The 19,346-nt window shown below is 72.2% G+C and carries 15 protein-coding genes; 12 read left to right on the forward strand and 3 right to left on the reverse strand.

Features of this window, described 5'->3' with window-relative positions:
• The first annotated feature begins 68 nt into the window (after nt 1-68).
• The 3 genes from ACIRB4_RS23410 to ACIRB4_RS23420 all read left to right on the forward strand — a co-directional run bounded on the left by ACIRB4_RS23410 (nt 69) and on the right by ACIRB4_RS23420 (nt 3,924).
• Entirely contained in the window at nt 69-1,178 is a 1,110-nt protein-coding gene (locus tag ACIRB4_RS23410) for an NAD(P)H-dependent flavin oxidoreductase (RefSeq protein WP_403294062.1), read from the forward strand.
• Entirely contained in the window at nt 1,175-2,749 is a 1,575-nt protein-coding gene (locus tag ACIRB4_RS23415) for an acyl-CoA synthetase (protein ID WP_403294064.1), read from the forward strand. Before ACIRB4_RS23410 ends, ACIRB4_RS23415 begins: the two co-directional genes overlap by 4 nt.
• A gap of 68 nt (nt 2,750-2,817) precedes the next feature.
• Nucleotides 2,818-3,924, forward strand: a complete 1,107-nt coding sequence (locus ACIRB4_RS23420) for a calcium:proton antiporter (protein ID WP_403294066.1) — start codon at nt 2,818-2,820, stop codon at nt 3,922-3,924.
• Here ACIRB4_RS23420 and ACIRB4_RS23425 read toward each other — a convergent pair.
• Complete coding sequence (locus tag ACIRB4_RS23425) at nt 3,914-6,301, reverse strand: penicillin acylase family protein (protein ID WP_403294067.1); 2,388 nt, start codon at nt 6,299-6,301, stop codon at nt 3,914-3,916. The two genes, ACIRB4_RS23420 and ACIRB4_RS23425, sit on opposite strands and share 11 nt — an antisense overlap.
• Nucleotides 6,302-6,467: 166 nt before the next feature.
• Here ACIRB4_RS23425 and ACIRB4_RS23430 point away from each other — a divergent pair, with 166 nt between their 5' ends.
• A complete protein-coding gene (locus tag ACIRB4_RS23430; RefSeq protein WP_403294069.1) occupies nt 6,468-8,003 on the forward strand; it encodes a fatty acyl-CoA synthetase in 1,536 nt (511 codons plus the stop codon).
• Here the strand turns inward: ACIRB4_RS23430 and paaK are convergent.
• Nucleotides 7,991-9,283: a phenylacetate--CoA ligase PaaK gene (gene paaK / locus ACIRB4_RS23435; protein ID WP_403294071.1), complete on the reverse strand. Its 1,293-nt coding sequence runs from the start codon at nt 9,281-9,283 to the stop codon at nt 7,991-7,993. The two genes, ACIRB4_RS23430 and paaK, sit on opposite strands and share 13 nt — an antisense overlap.
• 308 nt (nt 9,284-9,591) lie before the next feature.
• Here paaK and ACIRB4_RS23440 point away from each other — a divergent pair, with 308 nt between their 5' ends.
• The 6 genes from ACIRB4_RS23440 (at nt 9,592) to ACIRB4_RS23465 (ending at nt 16,334) form a co-directional block, all read left to right on the forward strand.
• Complete coding sequence (locus tag ACIRB4_RS23440; RefSeq protein WP_403294073.1) at nt 9,592-11,022, forward strand: family 2B encapsulin nanocompartment shell protein; 1,431 nt, start codon at nt 9,592-9,594, stop codon at nt 11,020-11,022.
• Between the two features lie 46 nt (nt 11,023-11,068).
• Nucleotides 11,069-12,499 carry a family 2 encapsulin nanocompartment cargo protein terpene cyclase gene (locus ACIRB4_RS23445; RefSeq protein ID WP_403294075.1) on the forward strand — a complete coding sequence of 477 codons (1,431 nt, stop codon included), beginning with the start codon at nt 11,069-11,071 and terminating at the stop codon, nt 12,497-12,499.
• Nucleotides 12,500-12,554: 55 nt separating this feature from the next.
• Nucleotides 12,555-13,412 (forward strand): geranyl diphosphate 2-C-methyltransferase, encoded by an 858-nt coding sequence (locus ACIRB4_RS23450; RefSeq protein ID WP_403294076.1) that lies wholly within the window; start codon nt 12,555-12,557, stop codon nt 13,410-13,412.
• A gap of 226 nt (nt 13,413-13,638) precedes the next feature.
• On the forward strand, nt 13,639-14,862 hold the full coding sequence (locus tag ACIRB4_RS23455; RefSeq protein WP_403294078.1) for a cytochrome P450: 1,224 nt from the start codon (nt 13,639-13,641) through the stop codon (nt 14,860-14,862).
• A 16-nt stretch (nt 14,863-14,878) separates the two neighbouring features.
• A complete protein-coding gene (locus tag ACIRB4_RS23460; protein ID WP_403294080.1) occupies nt 14,879-15,415 on the forward strand; it encodes a cupin domain-containing protein in 537 nt (178 codons plus the stop codon).
• A 133-nt stretch (nt 15,416-15,548) separates the two neighbouring features.
• Nucleotides 15,549-16,334, forward strand: coding sequence for a GNAT family N-acetyltransferase (locus tag ACIRB4_RS23465; RefSeq protein WP_403294082.1), 786 nt, complete (start codon nt 15,549-15,551; stop codon nt 16,332-16,334).
• Nucleotides 16,335-16,343: 9 nt separating this feature from the next.
• Here ACIRB4_RS23465 and ACIRB4_RS23470 read toward each other — a convergent pair whose 3' ends face one another.
• On the reverse strand, nt 16,344-17,147 hold the full coding sequence (locus tag ACIRB4_RS23470; RefSeq protein WP_403294084.1) for a pentapeptide repeat-containing protein: 804 nt from the start codon (nt 17,145-17,147) through the stop codon (nt 16,344-16,346).
• Between the two features lie 420 nt (nt 17,148-17,567).
• On the opposite strand from ACIRB4_RS23470, the gene ACIRB4_RS23475 reads away from it, so the two are divergent.
• Both ACIRB4_RS23475 and ACIRB4_RS23480 read left to right on the forward strand, forming a co-directional pair.
• Nucleotides 17,568-18,743, forward strand: a complete 1,176-nt coding sequence (locus ACIRB4_RS23475; protein ID WP_403294086.1) for a Cmx/CmrA family chloramphenicol efflux MFS transporter — start codon at nt 17,568-17,570, stop codon at nt 18,741-18,743.
• 79 nt (nt 18,744-18,822) lie between these two features.
• A complete protein-coding gene (locus ACIRB4_RS23480) occupies nt 18,823-19,335 on the forward strand; it encodes an EF-hand domain-containing protein (RefSeq protein ID WP_403294088.1) in 513 nt (170 codons plus the stop codon).
• Nucleotides 19,336-19,346 lie beyond the last annotated feature (11 nt).

The following is a 19,346-nucleotide window of genomic DNA, read 5'->3' on the forward strand; positions in this document are numbered from 1 at the left end:
GCAAAGAATCTGACGCGGTATCAGAAAACCTCTTCCCTCGGGCGATCCGCTGCGGCATCCTGCCGCCCATGAAGACGGAGCTGAGCCACAAGCTGGGGATCGAGCACGCCATCTTCGGCTTCACGCCCTTCCCCGCGGTGGCCGCCGCCATCACCAGAGCCGGCGGATTCGGCGTCCTCGGCGCGGTCCGCTACACCGCGCCCGACGACCTCGCCCGCGACCTCGACTGGATGCAGGCCCACACCGAAGGGCTGCCGTACGGCCTCGACGTCGTCATGCCGGCCAAGAAGGTCGAGGGCGTGAGCGAGGCCGATGTGGAGGCGATGATCCCCGAGGGCCACCGGGAGTTCGTCCGTACGACCCTCGCCAAACACGGCGTCCCCGACCTCGCCGAGGGCGAGGCCTCCGGCTGGCGCATCACCGGCTGGATGGAACAGGTCGCTCGCGGCCAGCTCGACGTCGCCTTCGACTACCCCATCAAGCTCCTCGCCAACGCGCTCGGCTCCCCGCCCGCCGATGTCGTCGCCCGCGCCCACGACCACGACGTCCTCGTCGCCGCCCTCGCCGGCAGCGCCCGCCACGCCCGCCACCACGCCGACGCGGGCATCGACATCGTCGTCGCCCAGGGCTACGAAGCCGGGGGCCACACCGGCGAGATCGCCTCCATGGTCCTCACTCCCGAGGTCGTCGACGCCGTCTCACCGCTGCCCGTCCTCGCCGCGGGCGGCATCGGCAGCGGCGAACAGATCGCCGCCGGACTCGCGCTCGGCGCCCAGGGCGTGTGGCTCGGCTCCCTCTGGCTCACGACCACCGAGGCCGAACTCCACTCCCGCGCGCTGACCGCCAAACTCCTCGCCGCCGGCTCAGGGGACACCGTCCGCTCCCGCGCCCTCACCGGCAAACCCGCACGCCAGCTCCGCACCGAGTGGACCGACGCCTGGGACGACCCGGACGGGCCCGGCACCCTCCCCATGCCCCTGCAGGGCCTCCTCGTCGCCGAGGCCGTCTCCCGTATCCAGAAGTACGAGGTCGAGCCGCTGCTCGGCACCCCCGTCGGACAGATCGTCGGCAGGATGAACACCGAACGCGGCGTCCAGCAGGTCTTCGACGACCTCACCCGCGGCTTCGAGCAGGCCGTCGACCGCATCAACCGCATCGCCGGACGGAGCACCCCGTGAGCGAACCGTGGGGGTCCCCCCGGACGAAGTCTGGGGGAGGATTCTGGTCCCAGGCCACCGCCGACCCCTTCCGTACGGTCCTGATCGCCCCGGACGGCGAGGAGTGGACGGCCGGACGGCTGCACGCCGACGTCAACCGGCTGGTCCACGGCCTGCGCGCGGCCGGCCTCGAGCGGGGCGACGCCTTCGCCGTGGTCCTGCCCAACGGCGTCGAGTTCCTCACCGCCCATCTCGCCGCGACCCAGGCCGGGTTCTATCTCGTCCCCGTCAACCACCACCTCGTCGGGCCCGAGATCGCCTGGATCGTCGCCGACTCCGGCGCCAAGGTCCTCCTCGCCCACGAACGCTTCGGGCCCGCGGCGTCGGCCGCCGCCGACGAGGCGAAGCTGCCCCGGACCCACCGCTACGCCGTGGGCCGGGTGGAGGGCTTCCGCCCGTACGCCGCACTCCTCGACGGCTTCCCGGCCTCCCCGCCCGACGGCCGCACCCTCGGCTGGGTCATGAACTACACCTCCGGCACCACGGGCCGGCCGCGCGGCATCCGCCGCCCCCTGCCGGGAAAGCTCCCGGAGGAGACGTACCTCGGCGGGTTCCTCGGCATCTTCGGCATCAAGCCCTTCGACGGCAACGTCCACCTCGTCTGCTCGCCGCTCTACCACACGGCCGTGCTCCAGTTCGCGGGCGCCGCCCTGCACATCGGCCACCCGCTCGTCCTCATGGACAAGTGGACGCCCGAGGAGATGCTGCGGCTCATCGACACCCACCGCTGTACCCACACCCACATGGTCCCGACCCAGTTCCACCGCCTCCTCGCCCTCCCCGAGGAGGTACGGAGCCGGTACGACGTCTCGTCGATGCGCCACGCCATCCACGGCGCCGCCCCCTGCCCCGACCACGTGAAGCGGGCGATGATCGACTGGTGGGGGAGGTGCGTGGAGGAGTACTACGCGGCGAGCGAGGGCGGTGGCGCCTTCGCCACCGCCGAGGACTGGCTGAAGAGGCCGGGCACGGTCGGCCGGGCCTGGCCGATCAGCGAACTCGCCGTCTTCGACGACGACGGCAAGCGGCTGCCGCCCGGCGAACTCGGCACCGTCTACATGAAGATGTCCACGGGCGGCTTCTCGTACCACAAGGACGAGACGAAGACCGCGAAGAACCGCATCGGCGACTTCTTCACCGTCGGCGACCTGGGCGTCCTGGACGAGGACGGCTATCTCTTCCTCCGCGACCGCAAGATCGACATGATCATCTCGGGCGGGGTCAACATCTACCCCGCCGAGATCGAGGCGGCCCTCCTCTCGCACCCGGCCGTCGCCGACGCCGCGGCCTTCGGCATCCCGCACACCGACTGGGGCGAGGAGGTCAAGGCCGTGGTCGAGCCGGCCGACGGGCATGAGCCGGGCGAGGACCTCGCCGCCGACCTCCTCGCCCACTGCGCCCGCCACCTCGCCGGCTACAAACGCCCCCGTACCGTCGACTTCGTCGAGGCCATGCCCCGCGATCCCAACGGCAAGCTCTACAAACGACGGTTGCGCGCCCCGTACTGGGAGGGCCACGAGCGGGCCGTATAGGCGCGTGACGCCTCCTGCCCCGGGGACCTATTGCCGCTGAACGCACCCTTTGTGGCAGTATGCTGATCATGAGTTCGATCGCGGCGAAGTCGGCACGGCAGTGGACCACCTGGGGACCGGTCGTGGCGGCCGTGGCCCTCGGCGTCGCCTGGGGGCGCGAGCTGCCCGGCTTCGCCGTCGCGCTCATCGCGCTCTGTCTGATCGCCGCCGTCCTGGCGGCCGTCCATCACGCCGAGGTCGTCGCCCACCGCGTCGGCGAACCCTTCGGCTCGCTGGTCCTCGCCGTCGCCGTCACGGTCATCGAGGTCGGCCTGATCGTCACCCTCATGGCGGGCGGCGGAGAGAAGACCTCCACCTACGCCCGCGACACGGTCTTCGCGGCCGTCATGATCACCTGCAACGGCATCGTCGGCCTCTCCGTCCTGGTCGGCGCCCTGCGCAACCGCGTCGCCGTCTTCAACGCCGAAGGCTCCGGCGGAGCGCTCGCCACCGTCTGCACCCTCGCCACCATGACGCTCGTGCTTCCCTCGTTCACCACGAGCCAACCGGGTCCCGAGTTCTCCAGCGCCCAGCTGGCCTTCGCCGCCGTCGCCTCGCTCTGTCTGTACGGGGTGTTCGTCGCCGTCCAGACGGTTCGGCACCGTGACTACTTCCTGCCGGTCCCGCCCGGGGGCGAGGACGCGCCGGTGCCGGAGGACGCGCACGCCGAGCCGCCGACCGCACGGCAGACCTGGGTCAGCGTCGGCCTGCTGGTCCTCGCCCTCGTCGCCGTCGTCGGCAACGCCAAACTCGTCTCGCCGACCATCGAGGACGGCGTGGAGTCGGCGGGCCTCCCGAAGGCGGTCGTCGGCGTGGTCATCGCCCTGATGGTGCTGCTGCCCGAGACCCTCGCTGCCGTGCGGGCGGCCCGCAGGGACCGGATGCAGACCAGCCTCAACCTCGCCTACGGTTCCGCGATCGCCAGCATCGGCCTGACGATCCCGGCGATCGCGCTCGCCTCCATCTGGCTGTCCGGGCCCCTGGTGCTCGGTCTCGGCCCCCTCCACATGGTGCTGCTGGTGCTCACCGCCGCGGTGAGCGCCCTGACCGTGGTGCCCGGACGGGCCACTCTCCTCCAGGGCGGCGTCCATCTCTCGATCTTCGCCGCCTTCGTGTTCCTGTCGTTCAGCCCCTGACGCGTACCACCCTCAGCTCAGGCGAGCCGAGGATGTCCTTCTCGCAGAACCGCGACGTCACCCAGCGCTCGCCCGCGTACAGCTCCGTCTGGTCGCTGAAGTGCGGTGAGCGGACGTTGGACGACTGGGAGTACGTCAGCAGGGTGCGGGCCACCGGACAACGGCTGCCGTCCCAGCCCACCGCCTGCACGTGGCTCGTCCCGTGCGCGACCTCCGTGTAGCCGCCGCCCGCCGAATTCCACACCGATTCCGTCTTGTTCCAGATTCCCAGGGCCTCCGTGCCGCCGCTCACCGGGATGCGCTTGCCGCCGCGCACCACGAACTGGTGGGTGCCGAGCGGGGCGTCCAGCGGGATCCGGGCCGCCCGCAGCTCCGCGACCGCGTCGGTGAGCGCCTTCGCAAAGCCGGCCGTGGAGGTGTTCAGGGTGTGCGGGGTACGCACCGGATCGGCGGCCGAGAACGGCACCTTCCACCGCTCCGGGACAGGAACCCCACCGGTGAACCTCCGCCAGAACCGGTCGAAGAGCAGCGCTCCGCGGCTGCCGGTGTCCACCGTGCGGTCCCAGGCACCGATCACCCGGCAGGCCTCCTCGTCCCCGGGAAGCACCGAGGGGCACGCCCGCGCCGCGTCGGCCGCAGCCAGGTCACCGGCGGGAGCCCGGTTGGCGAACTGCTGCGACTGCAGGTCCGCCACCGTCAGCCGACCCCCGGCTGCCATCGCCGCCACGTCCTCGATCCCGCCGCGGGTGCGCAGCGAGCGCGGGGTGCCGATGGTGCCGAAGACCCGTTCGTAGCCGGTCAGCGGCCGGTCGGCGTTGGCCAGCCAGGCACTGTCGTTGGAGTTCGCCGCGTACGGCGCGTTCCGCAGCACCGGCATCTTCGAGGGGCCGAAGACGCCGGGCTGGACGGCGTCCGGGTCCGAGCCGAGCGCGCAGTCGCCCCGCGAGCCGTCGAGGACCGCCACACCGGAGGCCGGGTACGTCGCCCTGCCGAGCGGAGTGGAGCAGCGCCCGGCCAGTTCGTCGGTGATCCGGGGGAGGACCTGGGACTGGGTGAACAGCGAGTTTCCGACAGAGTCCGCGGCGATGGTGTTGACCCACGGCAGCCCCTGGGTGCGGCGCAGCGTGCGGAGGATGTCCTCGGTGGAGCGCGCCTTGCCGAAGCCGAGCGCGGTGTCGGACCCCCGCAGGTTGACGGCGTTGGGGTCGCCCAGGGCATAGGCGGTCGTCGCCGTCCACGGCAGCGGAAGCTGCGGCCCGAGCCCGGTGACCACCGGCCCGTACCGGGTCCAGTACTGCGTACGGGTGACGGTGCCGCCGTCCTTCACCGGGACGGTCACGGTCCGCCGGGTCATCTGCTCCGGCGTGCCGTCGACCAGATAGGAGGTCGGATCGGCGGGGTCCAGCGTCAGCTGGTGAAGGTTCAGCGTGACACCCGTCGCGACCGTGTGGCTCCAGGCCACCCGCTCGTTGAAGCCGATGTTGACGACGGTCGTGCCCAGCAACGAGGCCCCGGAGACGTTGAGTTCGCCGGGGATGGTCTGCTGCGACTGCCAGAATCGGCGGCCGCCCTGCCAGGGGTAGTGCGGGTTGCCGAGCAGCAGTCCGCGCCCGTTCGCCGTCGTACTGCCGTGGAAGGCGACGGCGTTGGAGCCCATGGTGGCGTTCTCGGCCGCGAACAGCTCCCGGGCCGCGGCGGCCGTACGCGCCGGGTCCGGGCCGCTCGTCGAGCCGGGCGCCGCGGTGGCGGGCGGCCGGGCGGCCGTGATGCCGTCGACACCGCGGCCCTGCCCGCCGAGCACGGAGACCGCGAACCCCCGCCGGGCGACGTCGAGCCGGGTGACCGGGCGGACCCAGGCGGCGCCCGCGCAGGCCGGGTCGGTGATCCGGTGGTCTTTGAGCCAGGCGTTGTAACCGGCTGCCCAGCCCCGCATCAGCTCCTTGACCTGACGGCTCGGACCGGACGGGGCGGACCGGTTCAGGAGGGACTCGACCGTGCCCGCGTCCCGTACCCCGCGGAAGTAGAGGTCGCTGGAGAGGTTGGTGGCGGCCGAGGAGAGCGAGCCGTCCGGCGCCCCGTCCGCGCCGAAGTACCGGGAGCGTTCGCCGTTCACGGTCACGAAGCCGTCGGCGAGGGTGCATATCTGGTCGGCGGCCTGCGCCCAGCCGGTGCCGAAGCCGAGGCCGGCGTAGTCCTCGGCGACGATGTGCGGGATGCCGTACTCGGTGTAGCGGATGACCGCCGACAGGCCCCGCTCCGTGGGCCGGTGGTGCCGGCCGCCGGAGTCCGCGACCGCGGCGGCCGGCAGCGAGGCGGTGACGGTGGCGAGGGCCGCGCCGGTGAGAGCCAGCTGTTTCAGACGGGTACGGAGGTTCAACGTTCCTCCCGACAGAGGGGCGTGGACGGCGGATCGGACCATGCACGCAGCCGAGCACCGCACTTGTCAACATCCCGTTCGGTATCCGAGGTTAAAGCCCGCCGCCGCCCACTGGGTATCCACCGGCCCACTTGACCCGCCCCCGGGACGGGCCGAGGATCACGCCATGGAACGACGACACGCCATGGAACGACGGCTTCTCACCCGTACCGTCGACGGCGTCCTGCGGATGAGCGCCCAGCGTGTCCCCGACCGGATCGCCGTACGGTACGCGGACCGCTCCTGGACCTACGCGGAGCTGGACGCGGCCGTGACCACCGCGGCCGCCGTGCTGCGGGAGCGGTACGGGCTGGGCGAGCGCGCCCGGGTCGCGACCTACGGCCACAACTCCGACGCGTATCTGATCGCCTTCCTCGCCTGCTCGCGCGCCGACCTGATCCATGTGCCGGTCAACCACCACCTCACCGGCGAGGATCTGTCGTACATCCTGGAGCAGTCCGGGACTTCCCTGGTCCTCACCGACCCCGGCCTCGCCGACCGCGTCCCGGACGGCTTCGCCCGGAAGGCGCTGCGCGACACGGACGACTCGCTCCTGACGGCGCTCGCCGAGCCGGACACGTACGACACCGACCGCGACGCCCGCGAGTACGTCCAACTGCTGTACACCTCCGGGACCACCGCCCTGCCGAAGGGCGCGATGATGACCCACCGCGCACTCGTCCACGAGTACGCCAGCGCCATCGAGGCGCTCGACCTGCACGAGGACGACAAGCCGGTCCACGCGCTGCCGCTCTACCACTCGGCGCAGACGCACGTCTTCCTGCTGCCCTATCTGGCGGTCGGCGCGGAGAACACCATCGTCGACGGTCCCGACCCGGCCGTGCTCCTCGACCTGATCGAGGCGGGCCGCGCCGACAGCCTCTTCGCCCCGCCGACGGTCTGGATCGGCCTCTCCCAGCACCCGGACTTCGCCGCCCGCGACCTGTCGGGCCTGCGCAAGGCCTACTACGGCGCCTCGATCATGCCCGTGCCGGTTCTGGAGCGGCTGCGCGAACGGCTGCCCGGACTGCGCTTCTACAACTGCTTCGGGCAGAGCGAGATCGGCCCGCTCGCCACCGTCCTCGGGCCCGACGAGCACGAGGGCCGGATGGACTCCTGCGGCCGGCCCGTCCGCTTCGTCGAGGCCAAGGTCGTCGACGAGGACGGCGAGGACGTCCCCGACGGCACACCCGGCGAAGTCGTCTACCGCTCACCGCAGTTGTGCGACGGCTACTGGGGCAAGCCGAAGGAGACCAAGGAGGCGTTCCGCCACGGCTGGTTCCGCTCCGGCGACCTCGCGGTACGCGACGCCGAGGGCTACTTCACCGTCGTGGACCGGGTGAAGGACGTCATCAACTCCGGGGGAGTGCTGGTCGCCTCCCGCCAGGTCGAGGACGTCCTCTACACCCACCCCGGCGTCGCGGAGGCCGCCGTCGTGGGGCTGCCCGACGAGCGCTGGATCGAGGCCGTGACGGCGGTGGTCGTGCCGCGCGGGGAGGTCACCGAGGCCGAACTCCTCGACCACGCCCGGGAGAGGCTCGCCCACTTCAAGGCGCCCAAGCGGGTGGTCCTGGTGGACGAGCTGCCCCGGAACGCGAGCGGGAAGATCCTCAAGCGGGAGCTGCGCGACCGCCTCGCGGCGCGCTCCGATCAGGAGTCCTGAGCCCGCAGGTCCACGATCCGCCTGATCTTGCCCACCGACCGCTCCAGCGTCTCGGGGTCGACCACCTCCACCCCGACGGAGACCCCGATCCCGTCCTTGCACGCCACCGCGATCGCCCGGGCCGCCTCCGCGCGCTGCTCGGGCGTCGCCCCGGGACGGGCCTCGGCGCGCACGGTCAGCGCGTCGAGCCGCCCCTCACGGGTCAGCCGCAGCTGGAAGTGCGGGGCGACCCCCGCCGTACGCAGCACGATCTCCTCGATCTGGGTGGGGAAGAGGTTCACACCGCGCAGGATCACCATGTCGTCGCTGCGGCCGGTCACCTTCTCCATCCGCCGGAACACCCGCGCCGTGCCCGGCAGCAGCCTGGTCAGGTCCCGTGTGCGGTAGCGGATGACGGGCATGGCCTCCTTGGTGAGCGAGGTGAACACCAGCTCGCCCTCCTCCCCGTCCGGCAGCACCTCGCCCGTGAAGGGGTCGACGATCTCGGGATAGAAGTGGTCCTCCCAGATGTGGAGGCCGTCCTTGGTCTCCACGCACTCCTGTGCCACCCCCGGGCCCATGACCTCCGACAGTCCGTATATGTCCACGGCGTCGATGGCGAACCGCTCCTCGATCTCCCGCCGCATCTCCTCCGTCCACGGCTCCGCGCCGAAGATCCCGACCTTGAGCGAGGTGGTACGCGGATCGACGCCCTGGCGCTCGAACTCGTCGAGCAGCGTGAGCATGTACGAGGGCGTCACCATGATGATCTCGGGCTCGAAGTCCTGGATCAGCTGCACCTGGCGGGCCGTCATGCCGCCGGAGGCCGGGACGACCGTACAGCCGAGCCGCTCCGCGCCGTAGTGGGCGCCGAGTCCGCCCGTGAACAGCCCGTAGCCGTAGGCGACATGGACCCGGTGGCCGGGGCGGCCGCCGGCCGCGCGGATCGAGCGGGCCACCACGTCCGCCCAGGTGTCGAGGTCGCCCTCGGTGTAGCCGACGACCGTAGGGCGGCCGGTGGTGCCGCTGGAGGCGTGGAGGCGCCGGACGCGCGACCGGTCGACGGCGAACATGCCGAAGGGGTACTGGTCGCGCAGGTCCGTCTTGGCCGTGAACGGAAAGCGGGCGAGGTCCGCGAGCGAGCGGCAGTCCTGGGGGCGCAGGCCCGCCTTGTCGAAGGACCGCCGGTAGAAGTCCACGTTCTCGTACGCGTGCCGGAGCGTCGCGCGCAGCCGCTCCAGCTGGAGGGCCTCCAGCTCCTCACGCCCGAGTCGCTCGCCCCTGTCCAGCAGCTCCGTCATGCGCCGTACTCCGTCCCGTCCTGTGCCCGCCGCCCGTCCCATGAGTCGGGCGACCGATCATTCGGTCGATGCGTGTCGGCATCAGTAGATCCAGGCGGCCCCCGTCCTTGGCAAGAGGGCGGAACGAGTTGTTCGTACCGCGTACTCCTGCTCGAACGGCGGAGCGCGCGAGGCGCCCGCGGGGGCGCTCCCTCTCGGCCGCGTGCTCCGGGACGGCCGCGCCACGTGCATATGACAGCGGCAACTATGCGTTACATCTGTACGCGCAGAGTGACGAAGGTCGAAGAGTCCCCAGAACGGAGCCCCCCATGTCGGTCGACACAGAGCCGGCGGCCGCCCCGGCGCCCGCCCCCTCCGCCGAGGTACGCCAGGTCCAGATCAGCCTCAGCACGGCGGCGGCGCGCAACCTCGCGACCACCACCAAGTCCGAACCCCAGATGCAGGGCATCAGCTCCCGCTGGCTGCTGCGCAAACTGCCCTGGGTCCACACCCCCGGCGGCGCCTACCGCGTCAACCGGCGGCTCTCGTACGTCGTCGGCGACGGCCGGGTCTCCTTCGTGAAGAGCGGCTCCAAGGTCGAGGTCATCCCGGCCGAGCTCGCCGAACTGCCCCTGCTGCGCGGCTTCGACGACCCGACCGCGCTCGGCGCCCTCGCCGACCGGTTCGTCCAGAAGGAGTACGAGCCCGGCCAGGTGATCGTGCACTCGGGCAAGAAGGCCGACCACGTCTACCTCATCGCACACGGCAAGGTCGAGAAGATCGGCACCGGCAAGTACGGCGACGAGACCCTGCTCGGCCGGCTCGGCGACGGCGACACCTTCGGCGGCCAGATCCTCGCGGGCGACGCCAAGTGGGAGTTCACCGCCAAGGCCGTGACCGGGGTGACGATCCTGGCCCTGCCCCAGACGGCGTACAAGGCCATCGCCGACCAGTACGAGAACCTGCGCGCCCATGTCCAGGGCCTCGGGACCAACGGACACCGCCGACCCACCAACAGGGCGGGCGAGGCCGCCATCGAGCTCAGCGCCGGCCATGTCGGCGAGGCCCTGCTGCCCGGCGCCTTCGCGGACTACGAACCCAGGCCGCGCGAGTACGAACTGAGCGTCGCCCAGACCGTGCTCAAGGTGCACACCCGCGTCGCCGACCTCTACAACCAGCCGATGAACCAGACGCAGCAGCAGCTGCGCCTGACCATCCAGGAGCTCCGCGAGCGCCAGGAGCACGAACTGGTCAACAACCGGGAGTTCGGACTCCTCCACAACACCGACTACGACCAGCGCATCCAGACCCACTCGGGACCGCCCACGCCGGACGACCTCGACGACCTGCTGAGCATGCGCCGAGGCACCCAGTACCTCTTCGCCCACCCCCGGGCCATCGCCGCCTTCGGCAAGGAGTGCAACAAGCGCGGGATCGCCCTCGGCGCCGTGGACGTCGACGGCCACCACATCCCGGCCTGGCGCGGGGTGCCGATCCTGCCCTGCGGCAAGATCCCCGTGTCCGAGCACCAGGTCTCCTCCATCATCGCCATGCGTACCGGCGAGACCAACGAAGGCGTCATCGGCCTGCACCAGACCGGTCTGCCCGACGAGATCGAGCCGGGCCTCAACTGCCGGTTCATGGGCATCGACGAGCGGGCGATCATCTCCTACCTCGTCTCCACCTACTACTCCGCGGCCGTACTGGTCCCCGACGCGATCGGGATCCTGGAGAACGTCGAGGTGCGTCCGCGTGCCTGACCGTCACCGTCCGGCGCGCCGGACGCGCGCGTACGGGGGCTGAGCCGTGTCCGTGCTCTCCCGCAGGGCCGCCGCGGCGGGCTCCCACGACGTGGCGGCGCTGATCGACGCGGTGCTCCGCGACCCGGCACGACCGGGGAGGCCCGAGCTGCTCGGGCCTCCCGAGCCGGCCACGTCGCCCGACCCGCCTCCGCCCCCGCCCTCGTCCGCGCCCTCCGGCGGGAGGCGGCTGAGGGTCGCCGTCACACGGCTCGCGCCGGGCCCCACGGGCCTGGGGACCTCGGCCGCCCGTGTCCTGATCCCACGCTCTCCCGCCTCCGGCGGATCGGCCGCCCCGGGCGGCGAGGCGCCCGCCACGCCCGGTCCCGCCACGTCCGGCCCGGTCGCACCGGCCTCCCGGGTCGCCGCGCTCGGCCGGCCCACCGGTCTCGGCACCTCCGCCGCCCGCCTCGCCGAACGCGTGGGCCCCGGCACGGCCGCCCGGCCCGCCGCCGCGACCCCGGCCACGGGCACGCCCCCGCCCAAGGGCGTGCCGACGCTGTACTGCCCGCCCGCGGCACGCGACGACCCCGCCCTCGGTGAACTGGTCAACGAGCGCCTCGTCCTGTGGGCGGAGGAGGTCGGCATCTACCCCGGCCACCTCGACAAGGTCCGCTCGGCGAACTTCGGCCGCCTGATGATGCTCGCGCACCCCGAGACCGACGACCCGGAGCGGCTCCTCGCGGCGGCCAAGTGCGGTCTGTCCGAATGGGCGGTCGACGACCACATCGTCGACTGCGAGGTGGAGGAGGCCCGGCACGAGGTGCTGGGCCAGCGCCTCGCGATCTGCCACTCGGTGATCGACCAGGCACAGCTTCCGCTGCGCTACGCCCCCCAGCTGGAGGAGGCGGTCCGCAAGGACCCGGTGGCCATGGCCCTGCGCTCCGCCCTGGCCAACCTCGCCGGATTCGCCTCGACGACCCAGGTGCGCCGGCTCCGTCACGAGCTGGCCATCATGTTCGTCGCGTACAACCAGGAAGGCGTCTGGCACACCACCGGGCAGCGGCCGCCGGTCTGGGAGTACCTGACGCACCGCCACGAGAACAGCTTCGTCCCGTGCATGGTCCTGGTCGACGCCATCGCCGGTTACGAGGTGCCGATGGCGGAGTTCTCCGACCCCCGCGTGCGCCGCGTGTTCAACCTGGCCGGCACCGCGACGGTCCTGATGAACGACCTGTACTCGATGGGCAAGGAAGACCCCACGGACTTCAGCCTGCCCATGCTGATCGCCTCAGAGGAGCGGTGCTCCATGGAGGAGGCGGTCGAGCGGAGCGTCCTGATCCACGACGAGCTGATGCACACCTACGAGGCCGAGGCGGCCGCCCTCGCCCGTACCGGCTCCCCGCAGCTGGCCCGCTTCCTCGCCGGAACGTGGGCCTGGGTGGGCGGCAACCGCGAATGGCACGCCGGCAGTGCCCGGTACCGCGGCACGGACTGACGCCGCCCCGACCGTCCCCCCGATCCTCCCCCGAACCACGTAAGGAACCCCGCGCATGACCACGTCCACATCGTCCACCGTGCTGCGAACGCCCTACCAGGAGTCCGTGGCGCGCTACTGGAACACCCATCAGCAGGACCCGGTGAACCTGAGACTCGGCGAGATCGACGGGCTCTACCACCACCACTACGGCATCGGCGACTACGAACCCTCGGTCCTCACCGGCCCGGAGGACACCCGCGACGCCCGGATCATCCAGGAGCTGCACCGCCTGGAGACCGCCCAGGCGGACCTGCTCCTCGACCACCTGGGCGAGCGCACCCCCAGCGACCGGCTCCTCGACGCCGGCTCGGGCCGCGGCGGGACCAGCATCATGGCCGAGCAGCGCTTCGGCTGCCAGGTCGACGGCGTGTCCATCTCCGAGTACCAGGTCGACTTCGCCAACGCGCAGGCGGAGAAGCGCGGCGTCGCCGACCGGGTGAGGTTCCACTTCCGGAACATGCTGGACACCGGCTTCGCCACCGGTTCCCGCCAGGCCGTCTGGACCAACGAGACCACGATGTACGTGGACCTCTACGAGCTCTTCGACGAGTTCTCGCGGCTCCTGGTGCGCGGCGGCCGCTACGTCTGCGTCACCGGCTGCTCCAACGACGTCACCGGTCTGCGCTCCAAGGCCGTCAGCCGTATCGACGAGCACTACACGTGCAACATCCACCCCCGCAGCGCGTACTTCAAGGCGCTCGCGGAGAACGACCTCGTGCCCATCGAGGTCATCGACCTGACCGCCGCCACCATTCCGTACTGGGAGCTGCGGGCGCGGTCCTCCGTGGCCACCGGGATCGAGGACCCCTTCCTCACGGCGTACAAGGAAGGCAGCTTCCACTATCTGATGATCGTCGCCGACCGGGTCTGACCCGTACGGCGCAGTGTGGTGCCCCGGGTGGGCGCCCGGGGTTTCCACCTCATACCCCGTGCCCCACCATGACGGACATGCCCGTTCTGTGCCGTTCCGCTGTCGCAACCCCCCCGGCCACACCCGTGTGCACGGGCTTCCTGATGCCCTCCCACGCCCCCGCGACCGCCGTCGCGGAGACCCCAGAGAGCACCGCCCCCGCCCCCGCACCCGCGAAGGCCGCCCCATGACCACGACCGTCACCCCCGAGTCCGCCGACGTCCCCCAGGTCCACTTCTGGGCCGTGCCCGACCTCACCGGTCTCGACTTCGACCCCCTGCTCGCCCGGCTGCTGCACGAGGACCCGGTCACCCGCGTCCGCCTCCCGCACGGCGAGGGCCACGCCTGGCTCGTCACCCGCTACGAAGACGTCAAGTTCGTCTCCGTCGACCCCCGTTTCAGCCGGCAGGCCGTCTGGGGACGCCAGGTCACCCGACTCGCCCCCCACTTCATCCCGATGGACGGCGCCGTCGGCTTCGCCGACCCGCCCGACCACACCCGGATGCGCCGCGTGGTCGCCCGCGCCTTCAGCGCCCGGGCCCTGCGGTCCCTGCGCGACCACGCGCAGGCCACCATGGACCGCCTGCTCGACGCGGTGGAGGAACACGGCGCCCCCGCCGACCTCATGGCGATGGTCAACCGGCCCTTCCCGCTCGCCATGGTCAGCGAACTGATGGGTGTGCCCGAGGACGACCAGCCGCTGATGGCCCACTGGTCCGACACGATCATCTCCGCCGCCGCAGGCCGCGAGGCGAGCGAGAAGGCCAAGGCCGAGATGGGGCAGTACTTCACCGACCTCATCGGCCGCAGCCACGGCACCGGCAAGGAGACCCTCGTCGCCGTCCTCGCCGACGCCGTCGACGACACGACCCTCGACGAGCACGAGGCCGTCGGCCTCGCCGTCCTCATCCAGATCGGCGGCGCGCACGCGGTACGCAACAACAGCGCCAACATGGTGTACGCGCTCCTCACCCACCCCGACCACCTCGCCCGGCTGCGCGCCGAACCCGACCTGCTGCCCCAGGCCGTCGAGGAGCTCCTGCGCTACATCCCGCACCGCAACGCCGTCGGCCTCTCCCGCATCGCCATGGAGGACGTCGAGGTCGGAGGCGTGCTCATCCCGCGCGGCGACCCCGTCTACGTCTCCTACCTGACCGCCAACCGCGACCCGGACGTCTTCGCCGACCCCGAGCGGCTGGACTTCGACCGCGACTACAACCCCCACGTCGCCTTCGGCCACGGCCCGCACTACTGCCCGGGCTCCGCCCTGGCCCGCATCGAGTCCGAGATCCTCCTCGACTCGCTCTGGAAGCGTTTCCCCGGACTGCGGCTCGCCGTGCCCGAGACGGAGATCCGGTGGCAGCGCGGCGCCCTGATCCGGGGCCCCGAGACCCTGCCGGTGACCTGGTGAAAGGACGTACAGCGGGATGACAGCCATTCAGGCGCGTGACGGGCTCATCGTGCCTCCCGGACACGGGAAGACCCTCACGACCGCCGCGCAACGGGTCACCTTCAAGGTGACCGGAGAACACACGCCGACCGCGTCCACCTTCGAAGTCGAGGTCCCGCCCGGGTTCGACGTCGGCGCGCACACCCACGGCCACAGCGAGGAACTCTTCTACGTCCTCGAAGGGGAGCTGGACGTGCTCGCCTTCGAACCGCTGGTGCGCACCCCCGACCGCTGGCGCGACTGGGAGTCGGCCTCCGGCGAGCGGGCGGTACGGGCCACCCCCGGCACTCTGATACTCGTACCGCCGGGCTGCCCGCACGCCTTCGCCAACCCGACCGGGGAGCCCGCGCGCATGCTGTTCCAGGCGTCCCCGCCCCCGGATCACGAACGGTACTTCGAGGAGCTGATGGAGATCCTGGGCTCCGGAGGAGAGGTCGACCACGCGGCGGTCGAGGAGCTGCGCCGCCGCTACGACATCGAACAGCTCACCCCGCTGCGCCACTCCCCGGTGTAGCGGGAGCGCGATCGCAGCGGCCGGAACCCGGCGAGCGGATCGCGGCCGCCGGAGCCCCGCCGGAGGGCGTTCGCGGCCGCCGGAGCCCCGAAACTCGTTTGCGGGCTCCGGCGGCCGATGCTGGAGTGCCCCCATGGACTCCCTCGATCACGAAGCGGTACGCGCCCTGTACGACCGGCAGCTGCGGCTCGGCGCCCTCCCCGAAGGCCCCGGCGTCCGCGTCGAACGGGACGGCCGGGTCGTACGGCGGACGGGGCCCGCGCACACCTGGAACGGCGTCCTCTGGTCCGGACTCGACGAGACCGACGCCGACGCCGCCATCGCCGGGCAGATCCGCCACTACACCGAGCACGGCCGCAGGTTCGAGTGGAAGGTGTACGGGCACGACGGCCCGGCCGACCTCGCCGAACGGCTTCTCGCCGCCGGGTTCACCGCCGAGGACCAGGAGACCCTGATGGTCGCCGAGACGGCGGCGCTGTCCACCGCCGTGGAGCTGCCCGACGGGGTGGAGTTGCGGCCCGTCACCGACGCGGCCGGGGTCGCGCTCGTGACCGAGGTCCACGACCACGCCTTCGGCGGGGACAGCTCCCCCATCGGCCGGCAGCTCCTCGACCAGCTGGCCACCGCCCCCGACACCGTCGCCGCGGTCCTGGCCATGGCCGGGCGGGAACCGGTCAGCGCCGCACGCCTGGAGCTCTACCCCGGCACCGACTTCGCCGGACTCTGGGGCGGCGGCACGGTCGAAGCCTGGCGGGGCCGGGGCCTCTACCGCGCCCTGGTCGCCTTCCGCACCCGCCTCGCCGCCGAGCGGGGCCACCGCTACGTCCAGGTCGACGCGGCCGACACCAGCCGCCCGATCCTCCAGCGCCTGGGCTTCACGGCCCTCACCACGACCACCCCGTACGTGTATGTGCCGTGACCGATCCGTCTAGGGGGTCCAGTGGGAGGGGCGGTCGAAGCCGGCCGGGAGACGGGTGGCGGCGTTGCCCCGGGCCGCGTTCAGCTGGGGCTGGGTCAGGAAGAGGGCACCGGTCAGATCCGCCCCCGACAGGTCGGCGTCCCGCAGATCGGCGCCGATGAGGTCGGCCAGGGAGAGATCGGCGCCGCTCAGATCGGCCGCGATCAGCAGCGCCCCGCGCAGGTCGGCGCCGCGCAGCTTCGCGCCGCGCAGCCGGGCGCCGATGAGGTCGGCGCCCCGCCGGTTCTTGGCCTTCCCGCCCGCCGCCGCCCGTACCAGCGCGCTGGTCCTCAGCAGCAGCGGGTTCACCTCCGCCCGTACGGGAGCCACGTCCAGCTTCTCCAGCTCCTCCGCCGTGCCCCGGGTGAGCTCCTCGACCCAGGTGAGCGCCGCCCGCAGATCGGGGTGGACCGGACGGGCGGCCGGCAGGGCGAGGGCTTCCGTGAGATAGCGCAGCAGTTCGTGGAGCTGGCGCATCACGGGGAAAACCTCGTACATCCGGCGCGCGCTCTCGGGCGCGTCGCGCCACGAGACCCCGCCGAAGGTGACCTGCGAGACCTTCTGGCCGGCGCCGAAGCAGTCGTACACGGTGCAACCGGAGTAGCCGCTCGGCCGCAGCCGGGTGTGGATCCCGCAGCGGAAGTCCTCCTGGAGGTTCCGGCAGGGGTCGCCGGAGGACTTGTCCGCCGCGAAGTCCGCCGACCTGGCGAAGGGCAGAGCGACGCAGCACAGCCCGAAGCAGTTCGCGCAGTCGCCGCGCAGGGTGTCGGGCATGGTGGTGCTGATCCTTCGTCGCCAGGGGGTGGGTCACCCCACGGTATCGCGCTGTGGGCGAACCCGGTCGCGGTGATCGCGGCGACGGACTTCCAGCTCAACGACCCGGCTCTGCGGGAGTTCGGGGTCGACGGGGTGTCGTCCTCGCGGAAATCCGGTTGATGGCCGGTGGTGCCATGGCTACCGTGCCTCGGGTGACGAGCCCGGAGTCGGACAGAACCGAGCCGCCGGTCCCTCGGCGGCGCCGCGTGGTGTGACCGAGGACCGATCGGGTCCTCGGCCGGCTTCGCCGTGAGTGACCGGCACGTGCTCCGTGCGTCTGGTCCGGTTTCGGCTCTCGTCCCCTGCGACAGGTGACGTGGGCGCGACGTCCAGCGCGCGGATGTTCATGTCCGCACCTCTCACGCTGGAGCCGTTCTCGTGCCCCTGTTCCTCTACGTCCTCGGCCTTGCCGTTTTCGCGCAAGGGACCTCCGAGTTCATGTTGTCCGGCCTCGTACCCGGTATCGCCCACGACCTGTCCGTACCGGTCGGAGCCGCCGCGAGCCTCACCTCCGCCTACGCCGTCGGCATGATTCTCGGAGCGCCGGTGATGGCCGTGCTGAGCGCGCGATGGCCACGCCGTCGCGCGCTGGCGGTCTTCCTGACCGCGTTCGTCGTCGTGCACGTCGTCGGTGCCGTCACGACCGACTTCGCCGTGCTGTTCGCCACCCGCGTCGTCGCCGCGATCGCCAACGCCGGGTTCCTGGCCGTGGCGATGACCGTCGCGAGCGGCGTCGTGGCCCCCGCCAGGCGGGCCCGGGCCACCGCCGTCCTGCTGTCGGGGGTCACGCTGGCGTGTGTCGTCGGCGTACCCGCCGGTGCTCTGCTCGGTGGCTGGGCCGGCTGGCGTTCGGTCTTCTGGGCCGTCGCCGCGCTGTGTCTGCCCGCGCTCGCGCTCGTCCTCCGGTCGGCGCCCGCCGACGCCGCCGGCCGCCACGACGTCTCGGTCGGGCGGGAAGCGCGCACGCTGAGGTCCCGCTCGGTGAGGTCGGCACTGCTCCTCGCGACCCTGGTCAACGCGGCGACCTTCGCGACCTTCGCCTATCTGGCCGTCGTCGCCACCGACGTGGCGCGGCTGCCGGCGGGCGCGGTCCCCGGGCTGCTCGCCGCCTTCGGCGCCGGCGCCTTCGCCGGCGTGCACACAGCGGGTCGTTCCGCCGACGGCCGGCTCGGCCGGGGCATGCTGCTCGCCCTGTGCGCTCTGCCCGCCGGGTGGGCGGTGCTGGCCCTCGCGGGCACGCACGCCGTGCCCCTGTTCCTGCTGACGACCGTCCAGGGCGGCCTGTCGTTCGGGATCGGCTCGGCCCTCGTCCACCGCGTCCTGCGCGTCGCCGCCGACGCGCCCTCGCTGAGTGGCGCCTTCGCCACCGTCGCGCTGAACGCCGGTGCGTTCGTGGGGCCGCTGCTCGCCGGCGCCGTGACGGAGACGACCGGTGACCACCGGGACGCGGTGTGGGTCAGCGCCGCCCTCGCCGCCACGGCGGTCGCCGTCGCGGCCGCCGCCCACCGGGACACGGAGGCAGAAACCGCCGTAACCCCGTCGGCACCCCAGTAGTTGATCTTGTCGCGTCGTCATGGGCGCACCCGGCCCGCCGACCCGGCGGCGGGCCGGGACCACCGGACAGGGAGCCCTCATGGACAGCAGGATCGCCAAGGCCCGCATCTTCGCCATGCTCGACGTCGACGGCGACGGCGTCATCTCCCGGCAGGAGTACCTCACCCGCCCCGAACGGGCGGCGGCCGCGTCGGGACGCGGCGCCGACGACCCGCTCCTCAGCCTCGCGCGCGAGGCCCACGAGCGGGTGTACGCGTCGATGGACGCCGACGGCGACGGCGCGGTGACCTTCGAGGAGTACGCGTCCTGGGCGGGCGCCGACTCCTTCGAGGCGGTCTGCAGGCCCGCGCTCGGGTCGCTGTTCGACCTCGCCGACACCGACGGGGACGGAGCCCTGAACCGGGCCGAGTTCTCCCGGCTGCGGGCGGCGCTCGGCAACCCCGCCGACAACGCCGAGGCGGCGTTCGACGCGCTGGACGCCGACGGCGACGGACGGATCGACCGGGACGCCTACCTGGCCTCCATCCGGGCCTACGTCACCGAGGGCGCGTCCCCCATGGCCGAAGCCCTCCACGGCGTGCCCGCCCGCTGATGTCCGGGCCG

Origin of the sequence: Streptomyces sp. NPDC093600 (genome assembly GCF_044764755.1) — a bacterium.
Taxonomy (GTDB): domain Bacteria; phylum Actinomycetota; class Actinomycetes; order Streptomycetales; family Streptomycetaceae; genus Streptomyces.

Bases quoted from the DNA above. Each gene is read 5' to 3' on its own strand.
- ACIRB4_RS23470 (WP_403294084.1), bottom strand. From the start codon at position 17,147: ATGCCCGACACCCTGCGCGGCGACTGCGCGAACTGCTTCGGGCTGTGC.
- paaK (WP_403294071.1), bottom strand. From the start codon at position 9,283: ATGACGGAGCTGCTGGACAGGGGCGAGCGACTCGGGCGTGAGGAGCTG.
- ACIRB4_RS23450 (WP_403294076.1), top strand. From the start codon at position 12,555: ATGACCACGTCCACATCGTCCACCGTGCTGCGAACGCCCTACCAGGAG.
- ACIRB4_RS23465 (WP_403294082.1), top strand. From the start codon at position 15,549: ATGGACTCCCTCGATCACGAAGCGGTACGCGCCCTGTACGACCGGCAG.
- ACIRB4_RS23430 (WP_403294069.1), top strand. From the start codon at position 6,468: ATGGAACGACGACACGCCATGGAACGACGGCTTCTCACCCGTACCGTC.
- ACIRB4_RS23460 (WP_403294080.1), top strand. From the start codon at position 14,879: ATGACAGCCATTCAGGCGCGTGACGGGCTCATCGTGCCTCCCGGACAC.
- ACIRB4_RS23440 (WP_403294073.1), top strand. From the start codon at position 9,592: ATGTCGGTCGACACAGAGCCGGCGGCCGCCCCGGCGCCCGCCCCCTCC.
- ACIRB4_RS23480 (WP_403294088.1), top strand. From the start codon at position 18,823: ATGGACAGCAGGATCGCCAAGGCCCGCATCTTCGCCATGCTCGACGTC.
- ACIRB4_RS23455 (WP_403294078.1), top strand. From the start codon at position 13,639: ATGACCACGACCGTCACCCCCGAGTCCGCCGACGTCCCCCAGGTCCAC.
- ACIRB4_RS23410 (WP_403294062.1), top strand. From the start codon at position 69: ATGAAGACGGAGCTGAGCCACAAGCTGGGGATCGAGCACGCCATCTTC.
- ACIRB4_RS23420 (WP_403294066.1), top strand. From the start codon at position 2,818: ATGAGTTCGATCGCGGCGAAGTCGGCACGGCAGTGGACCACCTGGGGA.